We start from the raw sequence: 19,514 nt of genomic DNA on the forward strand, positions 1-19,514 counted from the left end.
TTCAGTTCATGAGTGAACAGGATAATAACGCAGTAAAACACGCACATTTAACACCATTGCCTAACAAGGTTGGTGTTGATGGTCTTGAAGACAAGTGGCGTAATAATTGGGAAGAAGCCAAGACTTACGCTTTCCACAATTCCCGCGACCGCAAGGCCGTATATTCTATTGATACTCCACCTCCAACCGTTAGTGGCCACTTGCACGTAGGCCACGTATTCTCTTACACGCATACGGATGTGATTGCGCGTTATAAGAGAATGCAAGGCTTTGACGTGTTCTACCCAATGGGTTGGGACGATAACGGCTTGCCAACAGAGCGCCGAGTGCAAAACTATTACGGCGTGCGCGTAGACACTTCGCTTAAATATGATCCTGATTTTAAGCCGCCTTTTGAAGGCACTGAAGGTAAGAAGATTGAGGCAAAAGATCAGGTTCCTGTAAGCCGACAGAACTTTATTGAGCTTTGCGAACGCTTAACTTCTCAGGATGAGAAGCTTTTTGAAGCTTTGTGGCGTAGGCTTGGTCTTTCTGTGGACTGGTCGCAAACTTACCACACTATTGGTGAGCAGCCTCGCCGAGTTGCACAAAAAGCGTTCTTGCGCAATCTTGCTCGCGGAGAAGCGTATCAGAAAGATGCTCCAGGCTTGTGGGATGTTACATTCCAGACTGCTGTTGCTCAGGCTGAGCTTGAATCGCGCGAATATCCTGGTTTCTACCATAAGATTGCGTTCCGTTTTGAAGATGGCACGCCAATTTATATTGAAACTACGCGCCCAGAATTGCTTGCTGCATGCACTTCTTTGATTGCGAATCCAGAAGATGAGCGTTACAAGAAGTACTTTGGTCAGGAAGTTTATTCTCCACTGTTTAAGGTGAAAGTTCCAATTTTGACGCATTCTGCTGCTCAAATGGACAAGGGCGCAGGCATTGCAATGTGCTGCACTTTCGGTGATGTAACCGACGTTGAGTGGTGGCGTGACTTGAGTCTTCCAACTCGACCAATCATTCAGCGAAACGGTCGCATTGTAATGACCACTCCTGATTGGATTACGGACGAGTCTGGCCGCGAAATGTTCGAGAAAATTGCTGGTAAAACCACTTTCTCTGCTCGCAAGGAAATTGTTGAAGCTTTGCAAGCTGCTGGAGATATGGAAGGCGAACCAAAGCCAACAAAGCGTATGACGAACTTCTACGAAAAGGGTGATAAGCCTTTGGAAATCGTCACTTCTCGTCAGTGGTACTTAAAGAACGGTGGCACAGACGAAAAGCTGAACGCTGAGCTTATTGAGCGCGGCAAGGAACTTAACTTCCACCCAGACTTTATGCGAGTGCGCTACGAGAATTGGGTTCACGGCTTGAATGGTGACTGGCTTATTTCTCGCCAGCGCTTCTTCGGCGTACCATTCCCACTTTGGTACCCAGTAAACGAAAATGGGGAAGTGGATTACGAGCATCCTTTGACTCCTAGCGAAGACCGTTTGCCAATCGACCCAACTATCGATGTGCCAGAAGGATTCGACGAATCTCAGCGTAATCAGCCAAACGGCTTTACTGCTGAGCAAGACATTATGGACACTTGGGCCACATCTTCCTTAACTCCGCAAATTGTGACCCGTTGGGAAGAGCCAGGTGAGGAAAATCAAGCTTTGTTTAAGGCTACTTTCCCGATGGATTTGCGTCCACAAGGCCAGGATATTATTCGTACTTGGCTGTTTAGTACGGTTGACCGCGCGCATCTTGAAAACGGCTGCTTGCCTTGGAAGCATGCTGCGCTTTCTGGCTGGATTCTTGATCCTGATCACAAGAAGATGTCTAAATCTAAGGGCAACGTTGTTGTGCCAAACAAGCCAATCGAAGAGTTTGGCGCGGATGCTGTGCGCTACTGGGCAACTTCTGCAAAGCTCGGCTTGGATGCAACTTACGACGAAGGTCAGATGAAGATTGGTCGTCGCCTTGCTATTAAGCTTTTGAACGCTACAAAGTTTGCGCTCGCAATTGGTCGCGAAGATGAGGAACATCAGGTTCTTGAGTCTGCCAGCGCGGATTGGGATTTTGCTGATGTTACGGAAGTTTTGGATCGCTCTGTTATGGCAAAGCTTGCATCCGTTATTCGTACCGCAACTGATGCGCTTGAATCTTACGAGCATTCTAAGGCTTTGGAAGCAATCGAAACATTCTTCTGGGAATTCTGCGACGATTACATTGAGCTTGCAAAGAATCGTGCTTACGGTACTGCAGAATCCACTGGACGCACTCCAAGTGAAGCTGCTGTAAAGTCTGCTCGTACAACTCTTGGACTTGCACTCGACGCTTTGGCTCGCTTGCTTGCTCCTTACTTGCCTTACGCTACTGAAGAAGTGTGGAGCTGGATGCATGACGGCGAAGGCTCTGTGCATCGCGCAAGCTGGCCATGCGCTAAGGCTTATGAGGCTGCTGCAAACGGTGTTTCTGCAGATACTTTGGCTTACGCAGGTGAAGCTTTGGCTACTTTGCGCAAGATTAAATCCGAAGCAAAAGTTTCTATGAAGACTCCTATTTTGCAAGTGACTTTGAACGTTGCGCAAAATGCTTACAAGGCTGTTGAGGAGACTTTGGATGACGTTGCTGAAGCTGGTCGCGTTACTGGAGAAGTAAAGCTTAACGCTGTTAAGGCTGCAGTTGCTGCTGATACTGAATCTGCTGAAGATTCTGCAGAATCTGATGCAGCTAACGTGAACGTTTCTGTTGCTCAAAGCGAACTTGGCGAAGCTCCTGCAAAAAAGAAGTAAACGCAAGTAATCGAAAATAACTAATTGCAAACTGTTTGCGATTAGTCGCAAAACAAAAGCGCTGGAAGTCAATCTTCGACTCCAGCGCTTTTTGTGTATTTAAGCACTTAAGAATAATCACTTGTTATAAATTCTGCTACGATGATCAATATCCACAACAAAAACGGTCAGTACATTATTTTCAATCGCACAAATTATTCTGTAATCCCTTACTCTATATCTCCAAAACCCCGAATAGTTGCCAGTTAGCGCTTTGCCTCTGATTCGAGGATTGTCGAGATTGCTAATTTCGCGAAGTTCCTTAACGATTTGCTTAGCAATTGTTTTGTCAATTTTGCCCAGCTGTTTTTCAGCTCTTTTAGATAAATTAATCTTCCAAGCCAAGGCGCTTCACCACGTCGTCGAGTGGAGATGTTTCTAATTCCCCACGTTTATATGCTTCAATATCTGCCATTAGACCATATTCATGTTCAAGTTCATCGATTTGAGCCTCTAGTGCTTGATTCATGTAAAATGAACGAGTGCGGTGAGTGCTTTTAGCGAGCTGATCATAACGATCTAAAACGTTAGAGGGTACTCTTAATCCTGTAATTGTTGCAGCCATTCCTAATCTCCAATGTAAAACATGTAAAACATATATTACCTTACATTCAGAATAATGCAATTCAATGCGCTATAATCTCGAAGCATCGCGCGGTAACGCTAGACTGTAAACCATGAATCCAGAAAGCTTAAGTGAATTAATTGAAAAAATCGCTAAAGATTTAGTAGCAAATGGTAAAGCTGGCAGTCTAACAGAAGATTTGATTCCTGCAGCCGAAAAACTTGCGGTAATGCGACCAAAAGATCGTGCGCACGGCGATTGGGCTACGAATGTTGCTATGCAGCTTGCTAAAAAAGCTGGTATGAAGCCTCACGATTTAGCAGAACTTTTTGCTGAGCGTTTGCAAGAAGCGCAAGGTATTGCATCTGTGGAAGTTGCGGGCCCTGGCTTTATTAATATAACGCTTGATTCTGCGTCTGCAGCGGCTGTTGTTGACGAAGTCTTAAAGCAGGGTGCGGATTTTGGCAAGAATACGCACTTGGGTGGCAAAACTTTGAATCTTGAGTTTGTTTCCGCAAATCCAACTGGCCCAATCCACATTGGTGGCACGCGCTGGGCAGCAGTTGGCGATTCTATGGCTCGAGTTTTGGAAGCGAACGGCGCAAAAGTTGTGCGCGAATACTACTTCAACGATCATGGCGAGCAAATCAACCGTTTTGCAAAGTCTTTAGTTGCTGCAGCTCACGGCGAAGAAACTCCTGCAGACGGCTACAAAGGCGCGTATATTAACGAAATCGCGGATGCTGTTATAAAAGAAGCACAAGCAGACGGCGTTGATGTTCTTTCTTTGCCAAGAATTGATCTTGGAAAAGACAAGGAAGGTTTGCCACTTGGCGAAGGTGATTCCGAGCAGCGAGAAGAGTTCCGCAAGCGCGCAGTGCCAATGATGTTTGCCGAAATTCGCAAGTCAATGCGCGATTTTCGCGTTAGTTTCGACGTGTGGTTCCACGAAAACAGCCTGTACGAGGATGGCGAAGTTGAGCGTGCTATTGCGGACTTGCGTGAGCGTGGAGATATTTTCGAAAAAGATGGCGCAACTTGGTTTGAATCCACTAAGCATGGCGACGACAAGGATCGCGTAATTATTAAGTCCGACGGAAACTACGCTTACTTTGCTGCAGATATTGCGTACTATCGCAACAAGCGTCACCGTGAGCAGAATCCTGCAGACGTGGCAATCTACATGCTTGGCGCGGATCATCACGGCTATATTGGCCGAATGATGGCAATGTGCGCGGCTTTTGGAGACAAGCCGGGCGAAAACATGCAGATTCTTATTGGTCAGCTTGTAAACGTTATGAAAGACGGAAAACCTGTGCGCATGAGCAAGCGTGCTGGAAACGTTATTACGATTGACGATTTAGTTGATGCAATTGGCGTTGACGCTTCGCGTTATTCGCTTGCGCGCACCGACTACAACACAAGCGTTGATATTGATTTGGACTTGCTCGCTTCTCACAGCAACGATAATCCTGTGTACTACGTGCAATACGCTCACGCGCGCAGTTGCAATGTGGCTCGTAACGCGGCAGATGCTGGAATTACGCAAGATGGCGCTGATTTGAGCTTGCTTAATACCGAGGCTGACGGCGAAGTGTTGGCTGCTTTGGCGCAATGGCCTGCAGCTCTTGCACAAGCTGGCGATTTGCGCGCTCCTCACCGCGTTGCGCATTATCTTGAGGATTTGGCTGCAAGCTACCACAAGTGGTACAACCTTGAGCGCGTGGTGCCAATGGAGTTAAGCGACCCAGAAGATCGTTTGCCAGAAGCTGAGCGCGAAGCAGTTCGCATTGCAAAGTGCCCAGAGCCAGCTCGTGCTGCAGCTCGTTTAAAGCTTAACGCTGCTGTGCGCACAGTTATTGCAGCTGGTCTTGATTTACTTGGTGTTTCTGCACCAGAAAAGATGTGATTTTGCTTATTTTATATAAGATTTAGAGCAAAAATATATAGCATTTTTTGATTACATAGGACGTTGGTAATATGCCAGCGTCCTATTTATTTTTGATTAGAAGACACGCGCGAGATTGTAAATTTATGCTGATTAAGTACATGTGATTTATTAAGATACCCCCTAATATTATTTTCGCTTTAAATCCACAATAAAGTCAGGGATTTAGCTGAATAATATGCTTAAACAATTTTCACCATATAGGAGGTGTAAGCATGAGCGTCACAACACAAAGTGTCAGCACAGACAGTGCCCCGAAAAAAAGGAACTTGACAATTATTGAATCCGCGTACGTGGCGGTCATGTTGTTTGGCATGTTCTTTGGCGCTGGAAACCTGATTTTCCCAGTATTTCTTGGTGCTAACGCGGGCAACAATTCTGCGCCTGCAGCATTAGGTTTTATTGTTACTGGCGTTGGTTTGCCGTTGTTAGGCGTCACGGCTCTTGCAATGAGCCGCGCAAACGGTCTTTTTGAGCTTTCGAGCAAAGCTAGCAAAAAGTACGGCATGTTCTTCACTTGTGTGCTGTATTTAACTATTGGCCCGTTCTTTGCAATTCCGCGCTGCGCAACAACTTCATACACTGTTGGCTTAGAGCGCGTTATTCCACAAGATGGAAACGGTCAGCTTTACTTATTCTTGTTCTCCGTAGTGTTCTTTGCGCTTGCGTTCTTCTTTGCTATGAAGCCAAGCGGAATACTTACGTGGGTTGGTAAAGTTCTTACGCCAATCTTCCTTGTGTTCCTAGCGGTTTTGGTGTTTACTGCACTATTTTCTCCTGTAAGCGGCGCTTCTGCGGATGCTGCTCCTATGGGAAATTACGTTAATAAGTCATTCTTTACAGGATTCTTAGATGGTTATAACACAATGGATGCTCTAGCTAGCTTGGCATTTGGAATTGTGGTTGTTAGCACCATTCGTCAGTTTGGTGTCAAAGATCCTAAAGATGTGGCAGTAAATACTGCTCGTTCTGGTTTCTTTAGCTGCTTGCTTATGGCAGTGATTTACGTTGCGATTGTTATTGTTGGTGTGCGTAGCCGCGCTCTGTTCCCACCTGCGGAAAATGGTGGCGTAACTTTGGCGCAAGTTGCACGCTACCATCTTGGAAATGCTGGCTTGTTTGTGCTTGCTGCAACTGTAACGCTTGCCTGCTTAAAAACTGCGGTTGGCTTAATCGTAAGCTGCTCGGAAACCTTCTCTAAATTATTCCCTAAGGGTCCTAGCTACAGAGTTTGGGCTGTGTTGATTACGCTTGTTTCGTTTGGTCTTGCAAACTTTGGTTTGAGCGCAATCATCGAATATGCGGTTCCAGTATTGATGTTCTTGTATCCACTGTCAATCGTATTGATTCTTTTGGCTTTGTGCGGTCGACTTTTTGGAAATTCCAAAGTCGTGTACGCTTGGACGCTTGGTTTTACTGGCGTTGCAGCTGTATTTGACTTTTTGAATAGTTTGCCAACAGCTTTGCGCAACGCATTGCATATGAACGATATGTTGATTGTTGCTCAAAACTGGCTGCCGTTCTCGGAATTTGGCATGGCTTGGGTTTGCCCTGCTGTTGTTGGATTTGTTGTTGGCTATGTTCGCATGGTTTTATGTGACAACAAAGGTATGGAAGAAGTGGCTCGTGTAGCTGCTGGCCCAAATCTTGAAGGCAGTGTTGCTAGTAGCGATGACTATTCTTCAAGCGATGCTGAGTTTAACGAGTCTGCTGACTTCGCTGTATCTGCTAAGTCTACTGCTGACGAACCTAATTTTAGTGAGCAATCCTAAAGTTTTGTAGAGTCGCGTAAAAGTTATAATAATCGCCATATTTTGATGCGTATTTTACGTAACAAGATATGGCGATTTTTGTATAAAACGCGCACTTGACTTATTTATTGGAACGATTTAGTATATTTCAATAACGAACAAAATAATGTGCAATCTAAAGTAATTCTCGCTTAGCCAGTAAAGCAAGATACAAAAATGCACGCGTCTAATGCTCGATGCTGAGGCATTAGCAAAAGTGGTTGTTCATGAGTGAAAGGAGTAAACGACGCTGTTTGCAGCAGAAGTCTGGCGTTGCTATATATCAAATGATTCATTGGGCGGTATGTCCAAGAACCTAAGTTTCTCTAAATATTTCTAAGGAAGAACAACGATGTTGAAACTAAAAAAGTTTGGAGCAATCTCTATGATGCTCGCTGCTGCGCTGTCTCTTACTGCATGCGGTGGCGGCACAAGCTCTACAAGTAATACTCAAGGTAAAACAACCGTTTCTGTTTGGCACTACTGGGATGGTGCTAATGCAGATGCTTTCGATAAAAAAGTAAAAGCATTTAATGCTTCGCATAAGAACATTGAGATTAAAACTACGAATGTTCCTAATGCTGATTTCTTAACAAAATTACGCGCATCTGCTACGTCAAATACTTTGCCTGATATGGCAATAGGTGATTTGATTTGGATGCCTCAAATGGCGCAAATTGGCAAATCTGCAGACTTAAAAAATCTTCTCAAGCCTGAAGTAATTGACAATATTAACCCAGCATTAAAGAATTTCGGCTCAATTGATGGTCACTTAGTATCCGTTCCAATGTCAGCCAATAATCTTGCGTATATGTACAATCGCACAGTATTTAAGAAGGCTGGTTTAGATCCAGATAAGCCGCCAAAAACTTGGGATGAATTAAAGCAAATGGCAAAGCAGATTAAGGATAAGACTGGTCTTCCAGGTTACGATTTGCCAACTGAAGCAGGAGACAGCGGTGAGGCTCTTACTTGGAACTTCCAAGTCAATCTTTGGCAAGCCGGTGGCGAATTCTTAAAGAAAGATAACTCTGCTGCAGCATTTAACACTCCTGCAGGTAAGAAAGCTGCAAACTTCTGGATGGATCTTATTAAAAGTGGAGTGAGCCCATATGCTGGATGGGGCAAGTTTGAAAAAGGTCAAGGTGGTTCTGCACAGGAAGGTTCATGGATGGTAGGTATTTGGGCTGCTGATCCGCCGTTTGATTTTGCTGCAGCGCCATTGCCAACCCCTGAAGGTGGTAAGCCATCTACCAACCTTGGCGGAGAACAGGCAATGCTATTTAATAATGATGATGCAAAAGTAAAAGCCGCTGCTGAATTTGTGACTTGGTTCTTGCAAGATAAACAAGTTCTTGATTGGTGTGAATCTACCGGCTTCCTGCCTGCAACAAAGAGTGCAGCTAGCAACGCAGAGTATCGTTCTTGGGTTGAGAAGAAAGAGCCTCGCTTGCTGCCATACATTGAACAAATGGCAACTGCTCATACTCGCCCGAACACCAAACTATATCCACAGATTTCGTTGGCATTCGCAAAAGAAATGGAAAAAGCATTTTCTGGCGAAGTAAATGTTGATACTGCATTAAAGAATGCAGAAAAAGCAGTCAACGACGTAATAGCGCAAGGTAAGTAGTCATGCGTAATCCGATAGCACAGCTAAAAAATAAGCAGCCAGCTACTATTGACAACGTAAAAGTTGGCAGTAGCAAGCTGATGCGAAATGATCATAAAACTGTAGGAAAATGGGAGCAAATTCTCACAGCATGGGGATTATTGCTTCCTGGATTAGTGATTCTCGTCATCTTCACTTTTTATCCAATTATTTCTGCAGCCTACACGAGCTTAACGAATTGGAACGGTTTTTCTGCAAATCCAGATTTTATTGGATTGAAGAATTATGTAAAACTATCTCAAGATCCAGAATTTTGGAATAGTTTAACTGTGACTGTTATATATGCGTTTGGCGTAGCTGTGTTATCGGTTGTTTCCGGTTTGATTTTTGCGGTATTACTAGATGCGCCAATTCGCGCTCGCGGATTGTATCGCACCATATATTTCCTTCCTGTCGTTACCTCCTCGGTGGCTGTAGCAATTGTATGGAAATATATGCTGGATCCATCGGGTCTTGTAAATTCGGTACTCTCATCCCTCGGTATTTCAGGACCCGACTGGCTCCACGATAAGTGGCTAGCATTATTTGCTACTATATTTCTTACAGTTTGGAAGAACTTAGGTTTTAATATCATTCTATATTTGACTGCTTTGCAATCTCTTTCTAAGTCGACTTATGAAGCGGCAAGTCTTGATGGTGCTACGAGCTGGCAACAGCTGCGTTATATTACAGTTCCTCTGTTGAGACCAATGACATTCTTCGTGGTTGTTCAAGCGCTGATTAGCAGTTTCCAATCATTTGATTTAATTTATGTGTTTACTGAAGGCGGTCCTCGAGGAGGCACTGACGTACTAGGAATGTTTATGTATCGTCAAGCATTTAGGTTAGGCAATTTCGGTTATGGCACAGCAATCGCGATAGCATCGCTGGTGTTAGTTCTTATCGTAACTCTTGTGCAATGGAAGGTAAGTAATGCAGAAAATAAGTAAGGTCTTTACGAGATTGCGTTCGTTGCATCTTGCTCGACATATTGTACTAATTGTTGGTGCAGCCTCAGTACTCATTCCATTTATGTGGATGTTTACAACGTCGTTGCAAACAAAAGCTGAGACGTATGCCGTTCAGTCAGTGATTCCAACATCGTGGCATTGGGAAAACTATTTGCATGCTTGGCAAAGTGCTCCGTTTGCAAATTATTATATTAATAGCTTGATTATGTCGGCAATTATTGTAGTTGGTCATCTTGCGTTCGACGCTATGGCAGCTTTTGCTTTTGCGCGATTAGAGTTTCCTGGAAAGAAAATATTATTTGTGCTTCTGCTTTCTGCATTCATGGTTCCAGCCTTCGTAACTGTTATACCTATGTACGGTATTATTGCTCAGCTGCGTTGGATTGATACTATGGCAGCGTTAACGGTTCCTCGTTTGGCTGATGTATTTGGCATTATTTTGCTGCGTCAGCATTTTAGTACTATCCCGCGTGAACTTGATGAAGCTGCACGAATTGATGGATGTTCAAGTCTTGGTATTTTTATTAAAGTTATTCTGCCGCTTTCTAAGCCAGCTCTTGCAACTCTTGGTGTGTTCTCATTCCTATTTGCGTGGAATGATTTCCTGTGGCCTCTGTTGGTTACAAATGCTGAAGAAATGCGTACTATACAAATCGGATTAAGTGGTTTTGTTGGGCGTTATGGTACGTCATGGAATTATTTAATGGCTGGAACTTTGACGTCAACGTTACCATCAATTATTATTTTCTTCTTCTTCCAAAAAGCTCTTGAACGAGGAATAGCTTCTACTGGTCTTAAAGATTGAAGAAGTGATAAAACTTTCGTAATTTGTAAAATTAATTATTTGTTAGGAACAAGTCATGCAACCTGAGTGGGTAAAATCAAGCGTATTTTATCAAATTTTTCCGGAGCGCTTCGCAAATGCAAATGCTTCTATTAACCCTAATCCTGTAGAATCATGGGATAAATCTCCAACTAGAGATAATTTTTTCGGTGGTGATTTGCAAGGTATTAGTAAACATCTTCCATATCTTGCGGATATGGGTATAAATGCTCTGTATCTTACCCCAATTTTCCAAGCAGATACGAATCATCGTTATGATGCTACTGATTATTTCAAAATTGATTCTCGACTTGGCAATGACTCAGATTTTGATGAATTTATTAAACGTGCTCATGAATTGCAGATTCGTGTAGTTTTAGATGGCGTATTTAATCATTGTGGAATAGGTCATTGGGCTTTCCAAGATGTTGTTCGCAACGGTGAACAATCACAATATGTTAATTGGTTTTCGGTAGAGGGATTTCCTGTAGTGTCTCATCCGGAACCGAATTATAAAACATGTTCAGGCTGCTACTATTTGCCAAAATGGAATGTGTATAATCCAGAAGTGCGTAGACATCACTATAACGTTGCTAAATATTGGTTAAATCGTGGTATTGATGGTTGGCGTTTAGATGTTCCATATTTCGTCAATAAAACATTTTGGAAAGGTTTCCATAATATAGTGAAATCTTTTGGAGATGATAAATACTTAGTAGCTGAAGAATGGCGTAACCCTTCTCAATGGCTTACTCCTGAACTTATGGATGGAACCATGAATTATACTGTTCGTGATTTAGTCCTAGGTTTTTGCGCTGATGAAACTTTGGATGCTTATGATTTTGCAGATGGCATGAATGCTTTGTATAACGATATTCCGGAAGAGCATCGCTCTTGTATGTTGAATTTGCTTGGTAGTCATGATACTGAGCGCTTGCTTACGCGCACAAAGGCTCATGAATATGCTTGGGATACACCTGCTGAAGACGCTGAGAATTTAGCTTACGCTTTGCTATTCGCTGCTGATGGTGCTCCTATGGTGTATTACGGCGATGAAAATGGCATGGAAGGAGAAAATGATCCGGGTTGCCGCGCTCCTATGATTTGGAATAAGAATGATTGGAATTTATCTGTTCGTAAAACAGTTTGCAAATTAATGCGTCTACGTAGAGAAAATGCTGCTCTACAATATGGAAGGCAGCATGTAGCTGCTTTGGGAAAACATACTGTGTGTATCACTCGTACTTTGCCTTCAGGGCGTGCATGCTTATGTTTAGTGCATCGAGGATCTGGAGCTTACATCAATTGTGATGATTTGCCAGTGCGTATGGATCGTGCGCTATTTGGTGTGCCAAGTATAATAGGTAATCAATACCGTATGGGAGAAAAATCCATCATAATGTATGAAGGTGAAGCAGTGGGGAAGCTATGAATGTTCGTAGAGTGACTATTAAGGATGTTGCAAAGAAAGCTAATGTTTCCAAGTCTGCAGTATCTTTTGCATATAATGATCCGTCAAAACTGTCTGAGGCGACGGTTGAGCATATTATGCAAACTGCTGAAGAAATGGGATATGTGCGAAGTGCAACAGCTAGAGCATTGCGCACGAATTCTTCGAATGCTTTGGGCTTGTTGCTTCCGCAAGGTATTGATACGATTTTGCAAAATCCTTATTATTCACTTTTGATTCAAGGAATTGGGCAGGTTTGCCAGTCGGAAGGCTACACTTTGATGCTTGTACCTCCATTAAGAGGTTCAATGTTAAAAGCTATTCCTACAGCTGCAGTAAGCGGTTTTATAATTTGCGGCTTGGAAGCTGAGCGTGCAGAAGTTGTTGAAATTTTGAATAAGCATGTTCCTGTAGTGATTGTTGATCCTGCTCAACCTATTAACGTTCCAACTGTAGAAGTCGACGATGAGCATGATTTTGAAGATTTAGTAGATCGACTTATTGATTTAGGTCATAGGAATATTGGTATTGCAGCAATCGAAACGAAATCGCATACTGATTATCCGGGATGGCAAGGAATAGTTGGTAGACGCATGGCAAGTGTTGTGCGTGCGCTCAGAAAGCACAACTTATCGCCGGAAGATAAAGAGATTACCGTTATAGAAACGCCTTGCACATATCAGGGTGGCGCTGATGTTTTCAACAAAATGTGGAATGACATTGATATTGAATGTAGGCCTACTGCGATTGTGTCGTTTAGTGACATTATTGCGCTAGGCGTGCTTGGAGCAGCTCAAGCGCAAGGATTACGCGTTCCTGAAGATCTTTCTATTACGGGTTATGATGATTTGCCTTTGTCTACAATTTGCACGCCTAGATTAACTACGGTTCATCAGCCAATTACTTCGAAAGGACGTTTGGCTGCAGAAAGTTTGATTGATCAAATACGTTTTAATGAAGAAGCTTTGCCTGTTTCGCATAAAAAACTAGGAACTGCCCTCATCGTGCGTGAATCTGTTGGGGCAGCTCCTACTAAGAAGTAATTGGCTTTAATATATTTTGCAGTTTTTACCTAGAAGTTGCTGCCGTTCCAACCCCAGTCGGTGGTTGCAGTGTAACGAATGTAAGTGCGATCCTGTGGCACGCCAAGCTCGCGCTCTAAAGCTGCCATAATCTGCTCAGTCAACTTTTCCCAAGCAGACCCAGGCACGCTGGAACCAAACACGTTCACCTCAACGTAAGCTGCAGGCTTGGAATCGTCTCCTGCAAAATAAATCGGCATATTGTCCTCGAATGGGCACATAAGCCAATGCTCACTTTTGCCTGGAACTGCGTTAATCGCCTTGCCGTAAGCAGCTTTTAATGCGTCGCGCTGGGCAGGTGTTGTGCTTACGGAAACATGAGTATGAATAACTGGCATAATTGCTCCCTTGCTAAATTTAGTAAGTTTTATTACGTAACAATTATATGTTAATTGTTAGCCGTCGCGTGTTTAATGGAATATATGAAAAAGCTTATTGAACAGGTTGTTAAATTCGGAATTGTAGGAATTATCGCGCTTATTATTGATGTTGCGCTTCTGAATTTGTTGCTTCTTGTGCACTTAAATAATGTTGCTGCAGGCACTATTTCGTTTATTATTTCGCTTATTTTTAACTACATTGCCAGCATGAAATACGTGTTTAAGCACCGCGAAGACATGGCTCGTTGGCTGGAATTGCTGATTTTCGTTATTTCTGCGGTTATTGGCTTGCTTATTAACGACGCGATTATTTGGGCTAGCACTTTTGGAATGGCACAAACTTTGCGTGGCACTGCAATTTACATGCTTCGCACAAACATTGGCAAGCTTATTGCAACAGTAGTTGTAGCCATATGGAATTTTGTTATTAGAAAGTGGCTTTTAGACGACACGAAGTCGCAAAAACCTGGTTATGATGCCGCTAAAGACAATACTTTTGCGCATCGCTTGGGTGAATGGTCGCTAAATCATACGCCAAAAGGTTGGAAGTAAAAGTAGGAGTTAGGAATGCCGGCTACAACAATTCATTTTGTGCGTCATGGGGAAGTAGATAATCCGAATCATGTGCTGTACGAGCGCCTGCCGGGATTTCATCTTTCTGCGCGAGGTGTGCGAATGGCAAGAGCTACGGCGCAATATATTGCAACAGTTCCGCAAATGCGAGGAATTAGTGCAATATACTCGTCTCCTCTTGATCGCACTCGCGAAACAGCGCGCGAAATTGAGGATGCTTTGCGTGCTATTCCTGATTCTTGCTATGTAAAAGCGCACTGTGGTGAGGATTCTTCGCAATCTTCCGTAAAATCTTCTGCACAATCTTCGGTTCAATCTCATGAAAGCGACATTATTTTAGATAAGCGCTTGATTGAAGCTGGCAATAATTTCCGAGGGAAAAGAATCGGCTACGGTGAAGGTGCGTTGTGGAAAAACAATAACTGGAAGCTTGTTGCAAATTTGTGGAAGCCAAGTTGGGGAGAAAGCTACCGCAGTATTGCTACTCGCGTTGGTGATTTTGCACGCGAGCAGGTTCGTAAGCATCCTGGTGAGCAAATTGTGGCTGTAACACATGAGTCGCCGATTTGGTCTTATCGTCACCTGCTGGAAACTGGCCATGCTGAGCACAATATGCTTCTTCGCCACACAGCATTGGCGTCAATTACTTCTATTACTTACGATTGCAAGACTTTGCGCGTACTTTCTATTACGTATGTAGATCCTGCAGCAAACGTTAAGTAGAAGTAAAAGCTGCGAATGTAAAGGAGCGTTCGATGGTAGCTTCTAATGGAACAATAGGAATCGAAAACGTGGGAATTGAAAAAGTGGAAATCGAAACCATAAAAAATCTAAATAACGCAGCTCAATCCGCCGCAAATTTGACAGCATTGTGGCCATTAACAGAAGCTCGTCACCTTGATAACGACGCAAAATACGCGGAAAATCTGGAAGTGCGCTCAATGCGAGCAATAGCGCGAATGCTAACGAATCTTGACGTGACCGTTCCGGATGCTGAATTTGTGTACGAAGGTGCGGACGAGATTCCGGGCAGACCGCAAGAAATTGTTGACGCTTTGCTTTCGGCTGCGGACGCCTACGATGCAATGGATTCGTGCTATGAGCCTAATTATGACGAAGCGGAAGCAGAAATTTTAGAAAACGACGTCAATAATATAGAAACTATTTTTAATAAACTTTACTCTCACGCATCTGTTGATGCCGATGCAATTAATAGCGCTGCAGATACGTTGGGAGTACAAGGAAATTGGGTTGCTGAAGATTTACAAAACGCTATCGAATACGCAAAAAAGCAATCCTTTGAATATAGGGAATCTGTAGAGTCGCAAAAAATTATTCTGGTTTTGTGTATTCTTATCAAGCTAGTTGCAAAAACTAGCGATATTCAAGAAACTTTACCAATTTTCCTTTATATTAACGAAGTGTGCGAGTGTGCTGGCGTGCCTCGCATGATGTTTAAAGATGCTCAGTGGCGTGAGCTTGTTGATTGCGTTAAAAACAGCGATGAGAGTAGTAAAGATAGTAGTGTTTACGATTTGATTATGTTTGCGGCGCCTTTGTTGGCTGCGGAATGGCAAAAACATCGTGAAGACGTGCTGTGGGATCCAGAAGTTGCTAAGAAGCTTGCAAAAGAAGAAGACGATCGCAAATCTCGCGAAGCATTGGCAGCAAAATTTGCGCATGTAGAAGGAAATAAAGAATCTACGCAAGCTCTTGACTGAACGCAATCCGTCCGTAACGCGCGGCACAATGGAACCTATGACTGATACAGAGGAAACTCAAGAAGTTGCTAATAATGCAACAAAATCCACAAAGCCTGAACTTCCAAAGAATGTTCGCGTGCGTTTTTGCCCTTCGCCAACCGGCACACCTCACGTGGGTATGGTTCGTACCGCGCTGTTTAATTGGGCAGAGGCTCGCCATACTCATGGCAAATTGCTGTTCCGTATTGAAGATACCGATAATGAGCGCGATAGCGAGGAAAGCTACCAGCAGATTATTGAGGCTCTTCGTTGGCTCAATATTGATTGGGACGAGGGCATTGATGTTGGCGGAGATAACGGCCCATACCGCCAGTCCCAGCGTATGGAAATTTATAAAGACGTAGCACAAAAGCTTTTTGAAGCAGGATACGCTTACGAATCCTTCTCTACTCCTGAAGAAATTAAGGAGCGTAATATTGCTGCTGGCCGTCCAGCTGAATTTGGTTACGATGGTTACGATCGCAATCTTACAGAAGAGCAGAAGCAAGCTTTCCGTGCGGAAGGCCGCAAGCCTGCGCTTCGCTTGAAGATGCCAAATGAAGACATTACTTTTAACGATTTAATTCGTGGCGAAATCACCTTTAAAGCTGGATCTGTTCCAGATTATGTGATTGTGCGCCCGAATGGCGATCCGCTTTACACGCTTACGAATCCTGTTGACGACGCGTTAATGGACGTGAACGTGGTTTTGCGCGGTGAGGATATTCTTAGCTCCACGCCTCGCCAGATTGTGCTTTACCGTTACCTTATGGAAATGGGTATTGCTAAGGAAACTCCACTTTACGGCCATATGCCTTACGTTATGGGCGAAGGTAAGAAGAAGCTTTCTAAGCGAGACCCAGAGTCCAACTTGTTCTTGCATAGGGATAACGGCTTTATTCCAGAAGGCTTGCTGAATTACTTGGCTTTGCTTGGATGGTCTATTGCGCCGGATCGTGACGTGTTCACCATGGATGAGATGGTTGAAAAGTTCGATGTGCGCGATGTTAAGGCAAATCCTGCACACTTTGACTTGGATAAAGCAATTTCGATTAACGCTGAGCATATTCGTATGCTCGATCCGCAAGATTTCTTGAACCGTTCCGTGCCATACTTGCATAAGGATGGCGTAGTTAGCGCGGATAATTGGGATGCATTAACTGACCGCGAGCGCGAAGTTCTCACAGCTGCAGCTCCACTCGTGCAGCCTCGCGTGCGCTTGCTTGGCGAGGTTGCTGGAATGGTTGGAAGCCTTCTTAGTGAAGATGGCTACATTGCTCCAGATGATGACGCTCGTAAGCAGTTGAAGGAATCCGCAGGAGAGGTTCTTGACGCTGCGCTCGCTGCCTTGAAGGACGTTGATGCTTCTGATTGGCATACTGATTCCTTGCACGAGCTTTTGAACAAGAAGCTTGTTGAGGAAGCTGGTTACAAGCCGCGCCTGGCATTTGGCCCTGTGCGTGTAGCACTTTCTGGCCGTCGCGTTTCGCCTCCACTGTTTGAGTCCATGGAAATCGTTGGCAAAGACGTGACTTTGGCGCGTTTGGCTGGTTTGCGCGAGCACTTGTAAATCGCAAATAATTTATAAGTGCAAATAAAATTTAAATAAGGCGGGAGTGTGGCACTATTGCTGCATTTCCGCCTTTTTATTTGTTTTATGCTTAATATATTTTCGACACGCCGCGGTTGCAAGTATTTGCTTTATGTTGTAAAGTCGCTATTTGTTGCGTCAAGAGGCGTAGCTGATAAATGAAAGCCCCCGTCGTCTAGCGGTCTAGGACTACGCCCTCTCACGGCGCCAACACCGGTTCAAATCCGGTCGGGGGTACGAAGACGGAACGGTTCCAAGAGCCGCGAAGCCTGCCAATTGGGGTATGGTGTAATTGGCAACACAGGTGATTCTGGTTCATCCATTCTTGGTTCGAGTCCAGGTACCCCAGCGAATAGCTCTCGTAGAACGAGGGCTTTTTTGTTATCTATATAAATTTCTGAGAATCATACATTTAAAAATCAAAAACCCCGGTGCGTGACCGGGGTTAGAGAAAAGAGAAGAAGAGAGGTTAAGTTCTTTAAGGTTTCGTAACTACTTGTTTGTAGTTCGTTTTCCTTTTGATATATCTATAATAAACACCTTATGCTGAGTGCAATAATGCGATTGCCTGTAAGTTTCCTGTGAATTTGTAACTATTTTGCTGATTTTTGCTGATTTTTCCTGTTTTCCACCTATTTCCCATCAGTTTTCACATGTTTTCGTTGGTAGTAGCGAGTTTTCTGATCTCAACCATTTTTGCAAGCAAACCGAGTTTTACAAGAATTAGCGAATTTTTGAAAACACTGCAAAAAATTTAGTGAGTCGTTTCGTATCTGCCGTATGCTTGAAGTATGAGTGATTCTGCACAATCTGAAGTTACTGCAAATGCAGAGCTTCCTTTATCGATTTCGGCGCGATTGGGGCGCTTACAGTTCCATCTTTCTGGTAAGTTTCGCGTACTTCAATGTGCAGATGTTCAAGATGTTCCTAAAGTGTCGTCGGATACTATTCGACTAATTGAATCTGCTTGCAGCGCCGTGCGTCCCGATTTGGTTGTGTTTACAGGTAATCAGATTGCTGGCTACGAAAAAGTTTTTTCAAGCACTTTTACGCGCAGACGTTGGCAGAAGTCTGAAAATATGTCTGACTTTGATAGGAAGCAGCTACTTCAGCAGGTTAAAAACGGAATATCTCGCTTAGTTGAACCATTAGAAAAGCGCAAAATTCCATGGGTTGTAACATATGGTAATCATGATTTTCAGTGTGGATTAAGTAACGAGGAGCTTGACTCACTGTATCGTGAATTTTCTTGCTGCATGAATCGTGTTTCTAACTATACGTCTTCATCAAGCGCAATGCAGTCAACGAATTGTATTTTACACAAGCAGATTATATTGCCTTGTGAGCCTGGTACTTTCGCTCTTCCAGTTATGGACGAAAGTCAAGAAAATGTTGTTTTTTCAATTGTTTTAATAGATTCAGGAGATTATTCTCAATCGGGCGGCTACGGCCAGCCTTCTAAAAAGGCTCTTAATTTTGTAGAAAAGCTTCCGGATTCTTTGCCGCCTCGTTTCTGCGTGTTTCAGCATTTTCCGTTGCAACAGTATTATCGTGTTCTTCGTGAGGTTTCTAAAGATTCTGCTGCACAAGAAAGCGCAATTGAAGGGTATCGTACTTTTGCTGGACGTTACTACGCTCTTGACGAGAATCGTGTTCTTCCGGACGGCTATTTGGGAGAGGGTATTAGTTGCCCAGATGTTGACAGCGGCGAGTTTGCGCTTTTAGCTAAAGTTGGCGCGTTTGCTGTTGTTGCTGGTCACGATCATCTAAATGCTTTTGCTGGTAAAGAGCCTGAAAAGAATATACTTCTTATTGCAACTCCTACTTGTGGATTTAGTTCATACGGCCCGGAGCCTGCAAAGCGTGGTGTACGTTTGCTTGAATTTGATATTCGTCACCCATTTGAACCGCGCACGCAAATGCTGGAATTTGGCAATCTTGTTGGCAAACCATCAACTAAAAAGGCTTATACGTATGGTCTTACCGCAGAATCTGAGCATGATTTACCTGAGGTTGATTTATTGCGAAAACCATCATTGCTAACTAAGTTAATTCGCAGATGGCGTCAGCATCAAACCCATTAAAATGCGAGTTTAGCGGAGTTAGTATTTTATTAAGCAATATATCTGAGCGCGTTG

At 43.7% G+C, this 19,514-nt stretch carries 16 protein-coding genes and 2 tRNA genes; 15 read left to right on the top strand and 3 right to left on the bottom strand.

Going from position 1 to position 19,514, the window contains the following annotated elements; translation table 11 throughout:
• The first annotated feature begins 8 nt into the window (after nucleotides 1–8).
• The gene (valS, locus tag NG78_RS04355; protein ID WP_004134161.1) at nucleotides 9–2,771 is read left to right on the top strand and encodes a valine--tRNA ligase; all 2,763 of its coding nucleotides are present in this window, start codon (nucleotides 9–11) and stop codon (nucleotides 2,769–2,771) included.
• Between the two features lie 117 nt (nucleotides 2,772–2,888).
• Here valS and NG78_RS04350 read toward each other — a convergent pair whose 3' ends face one another.
• Both NG78_RS04350 and relB read right to left on the bottom strand, forming a co-directional pair.
• Nucleotides 2,889–3,155 carry a type II toxin-antitoxin system RelE family toxin gene (locus tag NG78_RS04350; RefSeq protein WP_004134163.1) on the bottom strand — a complete coding sequence of 89 codons (267 nt, stop codon included), beginning with the start codon at nucleotides 3,153–3,155 and terminating at the stop codon, nucleotides 2,889–2,891.
• Complete coding sequence (gene relB, locus NG78_RS04345; RefSeq protein ID WP_004134165.1) at nucleotides 3,139–3,375, bottom strand: type II toxin-antitoxin system RelB family antitoxin; 237 nt, start codon at nucleotides 3,373–3,375, stop codon at nucleotides 3,139–3,141. Before relB ends, NG78_RS04350 begins: the two co-directional genes overlap by 17 nt.
• A gap of 112 nt (nucleotides 3,376–3,487) precedes the next feature.
• On the opposite strand from relB, the gene argS reads away from it, so the two are divergent.
• The 7 genes from argS (at nucleotide 3,488) to NG78_RS04310 (ending at nucleotide 13,051) form a co-directional block, all read left to right on the top strand.
• Complete coding sequence (argS, locus tag NG78_RS04340) at nucleotides 3,488–5,284, top strand: arginine--tRNA ligase (RefSeq protein WP_004134167.1); 1,797 nt, start codon at nucleotides 3,488–3,490, stop codon at nucleotides 5,282–5,284.
• A gap of 254 nt (nucleotides 5,285–5,538) precedes the next feature.
• Complete coding sequence (gene brnQ / locus NG78_RS04335; RefSeq protein ID WP_155114929.1) at nucleotides 5,539–7,095, top strand: branched-chain amino acid transport system II carrier protein; 1,557 nt, start codon at nucleotides 5,539–5,541, stop codon at nucleotides 7,093–7,095.
• Between the two features lie 370 nt (nucleotides 7,096–7,465).
• Entirely contained in the window at nucleotides 7,466–8,746 is a 1,281-nt protein-coding gene (locus tag NG78_RS04330; RefSeq protein ID WP_004134171.1) for an ABC transporter substrate-binding protein, read from the top strand.
• Between the two features lie 2 nt (nucleotides 8,747–8,748).
• Nucleotides 8,749–9,714: a carbohydrate ABC transporter permease gene (locus tag NG78_RS04325; protein ID WP_004134174.1), complete on the top strand. Its 966-nt coding sequence runs from the start codon at nucleotides 8,749–8,751 to the stop codon at nucleotides 9,712–9,714.
• A complete protein-coding gene (locus NG78_RS04320) occupies nucleotides 9,698–10,540 on the top strand; it encodes a carbohydrate ABC transporter permease (RefSeq protein ID WP_004134175.1) in 843 nt (280 codons plus the stop codon). The genes NG78_RS04325 and NG78_RS04320 overlap by 17 nt, the downstream gene beginning before the upstream one ends.
• A gap of 55 nt (nucleotides 10,541–10,595) precedes the next feature.
• The gene (locus tag NG78_RS04315; protein WP_004134177.1) at nucleotides 10,596–11,990 is read left to right on the top strand and encodes a glycoside hydrolase family 13 protein; all 1,395 of its coding nucleotides are present in this window, start codon (nucleotides 10,596–10,598) and stop codon (nucleotides 11,988–11,990) included.
• Nucleotides 11,987–13,051 (top strand): LacI family DNA-binding transcriptional regulator, encoded by a 1,065-nt coding sequence (locus NG78_RS04310; protein ID WP_004134179.1) that lies wholly within the window; start codon nucleotides 11,987–11,989, stop codon nucleotides 13,049–13,051. Before NG78_RS04315 ends, NG78_RS04310 begins: the two co-directional genes overlap by 4 nt.
• A 29-nt stretch (nucleotides 13,052–13,080) precedes the next feature.
• Here NG78_RS04310 and NG78_RS04305 read toward each other — a convergent pair whose 3' ends face one another.
• On the bottom strand, nucleotides 13,081–13,428 hold the full coding sequence (locus tag NG78_RS04305; protein WP_004134181.1) for a phenylpyruvate tautomerase MIF-related protein: 348 nt from the start codon (nucleotides 13,426–13,428) through the stop codon (nucleotides 13,081–13,083).
• Between the two features lie 84 nt (nucleotides 13,429–13,512).
• Here NG78_RS04305 and NG78_RS04300 point away from each other — a divergent pair, with 84 nt between their 5' ends.
• From NG78_RS04300 to NG78_RS04270, 7 genes are all read left to right on the top strand, one after another.
• On the top strand, nucleotides 13,513–14,022 hold the full coding sequence (locus NG78_RS04300) for a GtrA family protein (protein WP_004134183.1): 510 nt from the start codon (nucleotides 13,513–13,515) through the stop codon (nucleotides 14,020–14,022).
• Nucleotides 14,023–14,037: 15 nt separating this feature from the next.
• Nucleotides 14,038–14,766 carry a histidine phosphatase family protein gene (locus tag NG78_RS04295; RefSeq protein ID WP_004134185.1) on the top strand — a complete coding sequence of 243 codons (729 nt, stop codon included), beginning with the start codon at nucleotides 14,038–14,040 and terminating at the stop codon, nucleotides 14,764–14,766.
• 32 nt (nucleotides 14,767–14,798) lie between these two features.
• A complete protein-coding gene (locus tag NG78_RS04290) occupies nucleotides 14,799–15,764 on the top strand; it encodes a hypothetical protein (RefSeq protein WP_004134187.1) in 966 nt (321 codons plus the stop codon).
• Between the two features lie 28 nt (nucleotides 15,765–15,792).
• Nucleotides 15,793–17,355, top strand: a complete 1,563-nt coding sequence (gene gltX, locus NG78_RS04285; protein ID WP_032837698.1) for a glutamate--tRNA ligase — start codon at nucleotides 15,793–15,795, stop codon at nucleotides 17,353–17,355.
• A 185-nt stretch (nucleotides 17,356–17,540) separates the two neighbouring features.
• Nucleotides 17,541–17,613, top strand: a tRNA-Glu gene (locus NG78_RS04280).
• Nucleotides 17,614–17,653: 40 nt separating this feature from the next.
• Nucleotides 17,654–17,725: transfer RNA gene (locus NG78_RS04275), tRNA-Gln, on the top strand.
• Nucleotides 17,726–18,167: 442 nt separating this feature from the next.
• Complete coding sequence (locus NG78_RS04270; protein WP_004134191.1) at nucleotides 18,168–19,460, top strand: metallophosphoesterase; 1,293 nt, start codon at nucleotides 18,168–18,170, stop codon at nucleotides 19,458–19,460.
• The last annotated feature ends 54 nt before the right edge of the window (nucleotides 19,461–19,514 follow it).

The organism is Gardnerella greenwoodii 00703Dmash, from assembly GCF_000263635.1.
In the GTDB taxonomy this organism is placed as follows: Bacteria; Actinomycetota; Actinomycetes; order Actinomycetales; family Bifidobacteriaceae; genus Bifidobacterium; species Bifidobacterium greenwoodii.

Coding starts and splice junctions, on each gene's coding strand:
- NG78_RS04320 (WP_004134175.1), top strand. CDS start 9,698: ATGCAGAAAATAAGTAAGGTCTTTACGAGATTGCGTTCGTTGCATCTT.
- NG78_RS04305 (WP_004134181.1), bottom strand. CDS start 13,428: ATGCCAGTTATTCATACTCATGTTTCCGTAAGCACAACACCTGCCCAG.
- relB (WP_004134165.1), bottom strand. CDS start 3,375: ATGGCTGCAACAATTACAGGATTAAGAGTACCCTCTAACGTTTTAGAT.
- NG78_RS04330 (WP_004134171.1), top strand. CDS start 7,466: ATGTTGAAACTAAAAAAGTTTGGAGCAATCTCTATGATGCTCGCTGCT.
- brnQ (WP_155114929.1), top strand. CDS start 5,539: ATGAGCGTCACAACACAAAGTGTCAGCACAGACAGTGCCCCGAAAAAA.
- NG78_RS04295 (WP_004134185.1), top strand. CDS start 14,038: ATGCCGGCTACAACAATTCATTTTGTGCGTCATGGGGAAGTAGATAAT.
- argS (WP_004134167.1), top strand. CDS start 3,488: ATGAATCCAGAAAGCTTAAGTGAATTAATTGAAAAAATCGCTAAAGAT.
- NG78_RS04310 (WP_004134179.1), top strand. CDS start 11,987: ATGAATGTTCGTAGAGTGACTATTAAGGATGTTGCAAAGAAAGCTAAT.
- NG78_RS04315 (WP_004134177.1), top strand. CDS start 10,596: ATGCAACCTGAGTGGGTAAAATCAAGCGTATTTTATCAAATTTTTCCG.
- valS (WP_004134161.1), top strand. CDS start 9: ATGAGTGAACAGGATAATAACGCAGTAAAACACGCACATTTAACACCA.
- NG78_RS04290 (WP_004134187.1), top strand. CDS start 14,799: ATGGTAGCTTCTAATGGAACAATAGGAATCGAAAACGTGGGAATTGAA.
- NG78_RS04270 (WP_004134191.1), top strand. CDS start 18,168: ATGAGTGATTCTGCACAATCTGAAGTTACTGCAAATGCAGAGCTTCCT.
- gltX (WP_032837698.1), top strand. CDS start 15,793: ATGGAACCTATGACTGATACAGAGGAAACTCAAGAAGTTGCTAATAAT.
- NG78_RS04300 (WP_004134183.1), top strand. CDS start 13,513: ATGAAAAAGCTTATTGAACAGGTTGTTAAATTCGGAATTGTAGGAATT.
- NG78_RS04325 (WP_004134174.1), top strand. CDS start 8,749: ATGCGTAATCCGATAGCACAGCTAAAAAATAAGCAGCCAGCTACTATT.